6 protein-coding genes, 15 tRNA genes and 1 rRNA gene are annotated in these 7,609 nt (G+C 45.3%); 21 read left to right on the top strand and 1 reads right to left on the bottom strand.

Annotated elements, in window-relative coordinates; translation table 11 throughout:
- The 20 genes from rrf to KNP99_RS14875 all read left to right on the top strand — a co-directional run.
- Positions 1 to 98 (top strand): 5S ribosomal RNA (gene rrf / locus KNP99_RS14970); the annotation flags it as partial.
- A 6-nt stretch (positions 99 to 104) separates the two neighbouring features.
- Positions 105 to 179: transfer RNA gene (locus KNP99_RS14965), tRNA-Asn, on the top strand.
- Between the two features lie 26 nt (positions 180 to 205).
- Positions 206 to 296, top strand: a tRNA-Ser gene (locus KNP99_RS14960).
- Positions 297 to 329: 33 nt separating this feature from the next.
- A tRNA-Glu gene (locus tag KNP99_RS14955) sits at positions 330 to 404 on the top strand.
- 10 nt (positions 405 to 414) lie between these two features.
- Positions 415 to 488 (top strand) — tRNA-Met (locus tag KNP99_RS14950).
- 7 nt (positions 489 to 495) lie between these two features.
- Positions 496 to 571 (top strand) — tRNA-Asp (locus tag KNP99_RS14945).
- Between the two features lie 7 nt (positions 572 to 578).
- A tRNA-Phe gene (locus tag KNP99_RS14940) sits at positions 579 to 651 on the top strand.
- 36 nt (positions 652 to 687) lie between these two features.
- Positions 688 to 771 (top strand) — tRNA-Tyr (locus KNP99_RS14935).
- Positions 772 to 775: 4 nt separating this feature from the next.
- Positions 776 to 846, top strand: a tRNA-Trp gene (locus tag KNP99_RS14930).
- 9 nt (positions 847 to 855) lie between these two features.
- Positions 856 to 928, top strand: a tRNA-His gene (locus KNP99_RS14925).
- A gap of 10 nt (positions 929 to 938) precedes the next feature.
- Positions 939 to 1,010, top strand: a tRNA-Gln gene (locus KNP99_RS14920).
- An 8-nt stretch (positions 1,011 to 1,018) separates the two neighbouring features.
- Positions 1,019 to 1,093: transfer RNA gene (locus KNP99_RS14915), tRNA-Gly, on the top strand.
- 6 nt (positions 1,094 to 1,099) lie between these two features.
- Positions 1,100 to 1,173, top strand: a tRNA-Cys gene (locus KNP99_RS14910).
- A gap of 35 nt (positions 1,174 to 1,208) precedes the next feature.
- Positions 1,209 to 1,289: transfer RNA gene (locus KNP99_RS14905), tRNA-Leu, on the top strand.
- A gap of 4 nt (positions 1,290 to 1,293) precedes the next feature.
- Positions 1,294 to 1,364 (top strand) — tRNA-Gly (locus KNP99_RS14900).
- A gap of 31 nt (positions 1,365 to 1,395) precedes the next feature.
- Positions 1,396 to 1,466 (top strand) — tRNA-Gly (locus tag KNP99_RS14895).
- An 82-nt stretch (positions 1,467 to 1,548) separates the two neighbouring features.
- Positions 1,549 to 2,694: a tRNA epoxyqueuosine(34) reductase QueG gene (gene queG / locus KNP99_RS14890; protein ID WP_214767949.1), complete on the top strand. Its 1,146-nt coding sequence runs from the start codon at positions 1,549 to 1,551 to the stop codon at positions 2,692 to 2,694.
- Positions 2,684 to 3,169 (top strand): methylated-DNA--[protein]-cysteine S-methyltransferase, encoded by a 486-nt coding sequence (locus tag KNP99_RS15455; RefSeq protein ID WP_088836437.1) that lies wholly within the window; start codon positions 2,684 to 2,686, stop codon positions 3,167 to 3,169. The genes queG and KNP99_RS15455 overlap by 11 nt, the downstream gene beginning before the upstream one ends.
- On the top strand, positions 3,169 to 3,642 hold the full coding sequence (gene trmL / locus KNP99_RS14880; RefSeq protein ID WP_214769835.1) for a tRNA (uridine(34)/cytosine(34)/5-carboxymethylaminomethyluridine(34)-2'-O)-methyltransferase TrmL: 474 nt from the start codon (positions 3,169 to 3,171) through the stop codon (positions 3,640 to 3,642). Before KNP99_RS15455 ends, trmL begins: the two co-directional genes overlap by 1 nt.
- 246 nt (positions 3,643 to 3,888) lie before the next feature.
- Positions 3,889 to 4,455 carry a DUF5366 family protein gene (locus KNP99_RS14875; RefSeq protein WP_029332790.1) on the top strand — a complete coding sequence of 189 codons (567 nt, stop codon included), beginning with the start codon at positions 3,889 to 3,891 and terminating at the stop codon, positions 4,453 to 4,455.
- Between the two features lie 3 nt (positions 4,456 to 4,458).
- On the opposite strand, the gene KNP99_RS14870 is transcribed toward KNP99_RS14875, so the two are convergent.
- Complete coding sequence (locus KNP99_RS14870) at positions 4,459 to 6,240, bottom strand: transglycosylase domain-containing protein (protein WP_088836439.1); 1,782 nt, start codon at positions 6,238 to 6,240, stop codon at positions 4,459 to 4,461.
- 207 nt (positions 6,241 to 6,447) lie between these two features.
- Between KNP99_RS14870 and KNP99_RS14865 the strand changes: the two genes are divergently transcribed.
- Positions 6,448 to 7,608 (top strand): glucose-1-phosphate adenylyltransferase, encoded by a 1,161-nt coding sequence (locus tag KNP99_RS14865; RefSeq protein ID WP_088836440.1) that lies wholly within the window; start codon positions 6,448 to 6,450, stop codon positions 7,606 to 7,608.
- The last annotated feature ends 1 nt before the right edge of the window (position 7,609 follow it).

The following is a 7,609-nucleotide window of genomic DNA, read 5'->3' as shown; positions in this document are numbered from 1 at the left end:
GTGGTCACACCCGTTCCCATGCCGAACACGGAAGTTAAGCACTTGAACGCCGAAAGTAGTTGGGGGCTTCCCCCTGTGAGGATAGGACGCTGCCAGGCGATCGTTCCGCAATAGCTCAGTGGTAGAGCAACCGGCTGTTAACCGGTAGGTCGTAGGTTCAAATCCTACTTGCGGAGCCATTAATAACTTCTTCACCACGTTCACTGGAGAGCTGTCCGAGTGGCCGAAGGAGCACGATTGGAAATCGTGTAGGCGTCATAAGCGTCTCAAGGGTTCGAATCCCTTGCTCTCCGCCATAATTATATGTAACGTTTCAATTTTACTACGATGGCCCGTTGGTCAAGCGGTTAAGACACCGCCCTTTCACGGCGGTAACACGGGTTCGATTCCCGTACGGGTCACCATTTTTATCATCGCGGGGTGGAGCAGTCTGGTAGCTCGTTGGGCTCATAACCCAAAGGTCGTCGGTTCAAATCCGGCCCCCGCAATACATACGGTCCTGTGGTGTAGCGGTTAACATGCCTGCCTGTCACGCAGGAGATCGCGGGTTCGAATCCCGTCAGGACCGCCATTGTTAAGGCTTTGTAGCTCAGTCGGTAGAGCAGAGGACTGAAAATCCTCGTGTCGGCGGTTCGATTCCGTCCAAAGCCACCTTTTATAGAAGAATGAAGTTGATTTCCCATTTGTGGGGGGGTAGCGAAGTGGCTAAACGCGGCGGACTGTAAATCCGCTCCCTCGGGTTCGGCGGTTCGAATCCGCCCCCCCCCACCACCATAGGGGCATAGTTTAGCGGTAGAACTACGGTCTCCAAAACCGTCAGCGCGGGTTCGATTCCTGCTGCCCCTGTTTATTATGGCGATTGTGGCGAAGTGGTTAACGCACCGGATTGTGATTCCGGCATTCGTGGGTTCAATTCCCATCAGTCGCCCTCTTATTATTGGGCTGTAGCCAAGTGGTAAGGCACTGGATTTTGATTCCAGCACGCGAAGGTTCGATCCCTTCCAGCCCAGCTTTTTAAGCGGAAGTAGTTCAGTGGTAGAATACGACCTTGCCAAGGTCGGGGTCGCGGGTTCGAATCCCGTCTTCCGCTCCAACGAGTGGCGCCATAGCCAAGTGGTAAGGCAGAGGACTGCAACTCCTCTATCGTCAGTTCGATTCTGACTGGCGCCTCCAATTCTTTTCAATTCAATAGTTTTGCAAGAGATTGTGCCGGTGTGGCGGAACTGGTAGACGCGCACGACTCAAAATCGTGTTCCTTTGGAGTGTCGGTTCGATTCCGACCACCGGTATCTTGCGGGTGTAGTTTAGTGGTAAAACCTCAGCCTTCCAAGCTGATGATGAGGGTTCGATTCCCTTCACCCGCTTTACCTTTTCACAATCTTAGTTTTAACCCATGCGGGTGTAGTTTAGTGGTAAAACCTCAGCCTTCCAAGCTGATGATGAGGGTTCGATTCCCTTCACCCGCTTATTTAAAAGAGCAACGTGTCGTTTTCATCTGACACATTGCTCTTTTTGTTTAGGATAGAACGATGAAAGGAGGGATCTGTCATGCGCGGAGAACAACTTAAAGAAACACTTCAAGCATATGCTTTAGAGATTGGGATCGATGTGTTTCGGGTGACGACGGCCGATCCATTTTTAACGATGAAACAACGATTGATTGATCAGCAGGATAAAAATTATGCATCTGGTTTTGAAGAACCTGATCTCGAAAAACGGACAACTCCGAAACTGTTGCTAGATGACGCGGTATCAATCATCGCGATTGCAGTTGCTTACCCGAGTAAGTTAACGGATGCACCACGTGGGAAAGCCGGGGAACGGCGTGGGATTTTTGGTCGCTCTTCTTGGGGGCTTGATTATCATCAGGCGCTGAATCAACGACTCCAGCTACTAGAGAAAAAAATCGAAGAGTTATCGCCTGGAGCAAAGACACGTTCGATGGTGGATACTGGTGAACTCGTCGATCGCGCCGTCGCAGAACGGGCAGGAATTGGTTTTAGCGGAAAGAATTGTTCGATCATTAGCGAAGAACATGGATCTTATCTTTATCTCGGTGAATTGATTACAGATCTTTACTTACCTCCTGATCAAGCGGTTGAAGAACTCTGCGGAACGTGTAATAAGTGCATCGATGCCTGTCCGACGGATGCATTAGTCGAGCCGGGGGTAATTGATGCGAAACGTTGTATCTCCTTTATTACCCAAACGAAGACGCTGATTCCGGAAGATTTCCGTTACGCATTAGGTAATCGCTTATACGGCTGTGATACATGTCAGCAAGTTTGTCCTTACAATCGAAAAAAACATGCGACGCAACATGCTGAATTGCAGCCGGACCCGGAACAAGTCAAACCACTCTTAATTCCAATCTTGTCGCTCAGCAATCGTGAATTCAAAGCGAAATTCGGTTCGCTTTCAGGAGCATGGCGTGGAAAGAAGCCGATTCAACGAAATGCGATTTGTGCACTCGTCCATTATCAAGACAAGACAGCGCTTGATGCTCTGCGCTTGATGGCAGAAACAGATCCACGTGATGATATGCGGGCTCTCGCGCTCTGGGCGATTGGCCGTATTGCGGGGGGCGATGAAAAAAGTTACGTAGAAGAACGACTAATGAATGATTCCGCACAGGATGTCCAAACGGAAGGTGAGCGTCTTTTGTCGGAGTGGAGGGAACCCGATGCCGTATAAACAAGTGAAGTTCACGTTCGGAGAGTTACTGATTGCCTGGGAGGACGACGTCGTTGTTTATTTAGATTTTGGTCTTGATACTGAGCGCGCTAAACGATATGTTCGAGAAGGACAGCGGTACGAAGCGCCACTTCCACTGCATCTAAAACAAGCTCTCGATGATTATGAAAATCGTCTACCAAATGCGCTAGAACGCATTAGTTGCCGCCTCGACGTGACGGATTTTCAGCGGCGTGTTCTTACGAATCTTCGAAGGATTCCATTCGGAGAAACAGCGAGTTATGGAACATTAGCTAAAATGATGGGTTCCGAAAAAGCAGCGCGAGCCGTCGGTGGGGCATTAAATCGAAACCCGATCGCGCTGATTTATCCTTGTCATCGAATCATCGGGGCATCCGGAAAGTTGACGGGGTTTGCGAGTGGAATCGATCATAAACAAGCGCTACTTGCGCATGAGATAGGAGAGAGAAGATAATGGCAATTCATGTTGTAATGTATCAACCAGAGATTCCTCAAAATACAGGAAATATCTCAAGAACGTGTGCTGCGACACATTCCGTTCTTCATTTAATCCGTCCATTAGGTTTTTCAACGGATGATAAGCAGTTGAAACGAGCCGGACTCGATTATTGGGAGTTTGTTGATGTAAGATATCATGATTCACTCGAAGAATTATGGGAGAAGCACCCGGAAGGGAAGTTTTATTACATCACGAAGTATGGGGAACAGTATCCAAGTCAAATTGATTTATCGAATGTCGAGGAAGACTACTTCTTTGTATTCGGTCGAGAAACAAAAGGCTTACCGCTTGAAGTGATCGACCAAAATACAGATCGTTGTATTCGATTACCGCAGTCAAATTTAGTTCGTTCGCTAAATGTCTCAAATACGGCTGCAATTATCGTGTATGAAGCATTACGGCAGCAAGGGTACGCTGGACTACTTTAAACACAAAAAAGCGCTGACGCATCCTATTCGATGCATCAGCGCCTTTTTATTATTCGTTACCTTCAGGTTTTTTGTTGTAGCCTGCAGTGAAAATCGCTGTCAAGAAAGCGAGACTTACACCAATCATTAAAATAAATGCCATTTTTGCTTCCCCCTTCAGTCTCAATAACCGATATAATCTATTATAGTATACCTGTAAGAGAAATTGTGTGCTACATATGAATTTTCTATGAATGGAGATTGGAAATGCGGACGAATGTCTATCTGTTAAGTTATGCGCCGTTGATTAGCATCCTGTTGTTCAGTACGTCGCTTGCGATTGCGACATCGGAGTTAGCACTCTCATGGCTAAAGGATGTCGGTGTATACAATGAATTGTTACAAATTTTGAGCGCACGTGACACTAAATTATTAGTTTGGCTTGGTTTTTTGATTGTCTATTTTATGATTTTTAGTACGCTCAAACTGATTTCAGACACAATCAATCAGTTAGGGTTTGCCTTCTTCATCAAGGAACAGATTGGGACGACACTCAGTATGCTTCGACCTGGTAGCATTTTATTGCTCGTAGGTGGATGCATCAGCTTTGCTTTCATGACATCGTTCCCACTCGTCTGCCTCGTATTAGCAAGTTCATTCCTAATTTATTTTTTCTTTTATACCTTTCAAATCAGCAAGATGACGACTGCGGCCGGAGCGATTGGCTTGATTGTCTTTTTGTTTCTTGCATGGGGCATCTTACTGGCTGGCTTAGCCTGGGTCGGATTGACTTTGTTCAATTCGTTAGGCGAAGCGATTTTATTCCCGAAATGATCGTCAGCGTAGAATGTTAGCCCACGTCCTTACTTGAAGCGTTGAGTTGGCCTCGGCAGGGAAAGGTCGTGGGATGTCTGCGCCTAACCAAATCCCTCCTATGTGTTGATCTTTGATTCCGACGAACCACATATCTTTATTATCATTCGTCGTCCCTGTTTTTCCACCGATATAAGTGGGGCGTGCATCATAACCAAGACGCCCTGTTCCGTATGTCATGACATTCGTCAATCCTTTACGTAACACCTGGTTTGTCCGACTCGACCAAATGCGATTATTTTGAACAGTATGCCGATACAGCGTCCCTTCGCCTTTCGATAAGGTGATGGTTCGAACCATGGATGCTGGACTATACAAGCCGTCATTAACAAACGTTGTATAGGCATTCGTTAACTCGTAAGGACTAACACCATATTTTAATCCACCTAACGCACTCGTGTAGGCATTGTCTTGCTTCGACCATTGGCTGAATTTAAACGGACGAATCGCTTTTAATCCTTCAGCGAAGGAGACAGAAAACGCACGAAGGGCTGGCGTGTTATAGGAATAGGCAATGGCATCGGCAAGTGTGACTTCACCAAGAATCCGGTTCCCGCTATTTTCAGGACAATAGCCGTCAAAGCAAACAGGACGACCGTCAAGAGGACTACTTAACGTGGCTTTTGTTTTCTCGAGGTATGGTCCATAGACGAGTAAGGGCTTTAATGTGGATCCCGGTTGACGAAAGGATTGTGTTGCCCGATTGAATTGACCAGGTAAGTCAGTTTTATGGCCGACAAGTGCTGTCACACCATGCGTTCGTCCATCAATTCCAACATAAGCACCTTCGATTTCCTTAGGTAGTGCCACGATGGATTGTTTGGCCCGTGTTTGCTCCGTTGAATCCAAATAAGTCGCAATCGTCGCGCCATGTTGATGCAGATATTGTTGTGCGGCCTCATAATCTAATTTTTTGATGGCGGCCGTTTGACGGATTGCTTCCTTGACACTTGCATCAATATAGTCAGGGAATGGGATGACCGGCTTATTGAAGGACAATGCAATTTCTTTTGTTTTAATCGATTTTGGTATCGTGTCTGTATTTGCTAAAATTTTTAAAATCCGCTGTTGACGTTTTTCTGTATTTTGAGGTGAACGTAACGGATCGTATAGTGTGGGGTTGTTTGGAATCGCCGCTAGATAACTCACTTCTGCCCACGTCAAATCGTTCGCCTTTTTTCCGAGGTACGCCGATGATGCCAGTTCGATTCCATAAATATTATTTGCGAAATAGGCTTGATTGACATATGCCGTTAAGAGTTCTTTTTTGGAGTATTTTTGCTCCAATGAAATGGCGATTAAAAGTTCTTTTATTTTTCTAGTATATGTTTTTTCATTTGAAAGATACGTCATTCGAGCCAATTGTTGTGTAATCGTACTGCCACCTTGCCCTTTTTGGTCAGTCGATTGATTTTCAGTGAATGCGCGAAGAATTCCTGTAATATCATAACCACCATGCTGATAGAAACGTTGATCTTCGATAGCGATGAAGGTTTGTTCGACCTTTTTAGGTAACGCATTTGCTGTTAAATCATCACGGCGAAGTCCATCGTACAACTTTACCTTCTCTTTGCCGTATGTGACAGTGATCGGTTTGTACGACGTCAATGGTTGACGGGTCGTCTGTACATCTGCCCAATGGAAAAGTTTGCGGGACGTCTCGAGTTGGTCGCGAACGGAAAACAACGTCAAAAGTAAACCGATAGTAAGTCCAATTAATAAAAGGTAGCCAGTCGTAATTCTCATGAAAACTCCTCTCAAAAGACATTTCCTTCTTATTATCGGTCTCTTTTAAGCAAAGGAATAGATTTTTTTCTGAATTTCGTATTTTAATAAACCTATTTTGCAGGAATGTTATATTAAAAAGAGAAAAGGTGGGTATATAAGAGTATCTGTATAAAAACTACATCATGGTCTGACTGTAAAGAAAGAGCATAAACTGGAGGGGACGAAATGGCTAAAAAGAATGTTGTGGCAATGCTACTTGCTGGTGGAGAAGGAAAACGTCTAGGAGCACTTACGAAACACACTGCAAAACCAGCAGTTGCGTTCGGAGGGAAATATCGAATCATTGATTTCCCATTATCGAACTGTACGAACTCGGGAATCGATACAGTCGGTGTCTTAACGCAATATGAACCACTAGAATTGAACCGTTATCTCGGAATCGGGAGTGCCTGGGACTTAGACCGTCGAAACGGGGGATTAACGATCTTGCCTCCATATCAAGCCCAAAACGGAAAGAACTGGTATGAAGGAACGGCCAACGCGATTTATCGGAACATGAGTTACATCAATCAATACGATCCAAACTATGTCCTTGTCCTATCTGGAGACCATATCTATAAGATGGATTATGAGAAGATGATTGAAGAGCATCGTCAAGGTGGGGCAGATGTAACGATTTCAGTCCGTGAAGTGCCGTGGGAAGAAGCACCACGTTTTGGAATCTTAAACACAGATGATGATTTACGGATCAATGAGTTTGAAGAAAAACCTGAAAATCCAAAATCGAACTTAGCCTCAATGGGCATATACGTCTTCAACTGGGATATTTTAAAACGTCACCTTATTCAAGACGCCGGGGATGCCGAGTCAAGCTTTGACTTCGGGAAAAACATTATTCCGAATATGTTGTTTGAAAACTTAAATATTCGCGCGTACAAATTTAAAGGATATTGGAAAGATGTTGGGACAATCCAGTCGTTATGGGAAGCGAATATGGATTTACTTGAAGCGGAACCAGAGTTCGACTTGTATGAACCATCGTGGAAAGTACATTCCGTTAACCCGAATCAACAACCACAGTACATCGGAAACAATGCGACGATTGAAACGTCAATCATCAATGAAGGCTGTCACATTGAAGGTGAAATCAACCATTCCGTTCTCTTCTACGGCGTTGATGTCGCGGAAGGTGCACTCGTGAAAGATTCGGTCATTTTCCCGAATGTCAAAATCGGAAAAGATGTCACGATTCATCGTGCGATTTTAGCGGACGGCGTCGTCGTCGAAGACGGCGCAACAATCGGTACACCGGGCGGCGAAGTGTTCGTCATCGAGGCAAATAGTGTCATCAAGAAAAATGAAGTCGTAAAAGAAGCGATTCAATAAG

The sequence above is a fragment of the Exiguobacterium sp. s95 genome, from assembly GCF_018618655.1.
GTDB lineage: Bacteria > Bacillota > Bacilli > Exiguobacteriales > Exiguobacteriaceae > Exiguobacterium_A > Exiguobacterium_A oxidotolerans.
The sequence above is the reverse complement of the archived record's forward strand: the minus strand, read 5'-3'. Positions and strand labels throughout refer to the sequence as shown.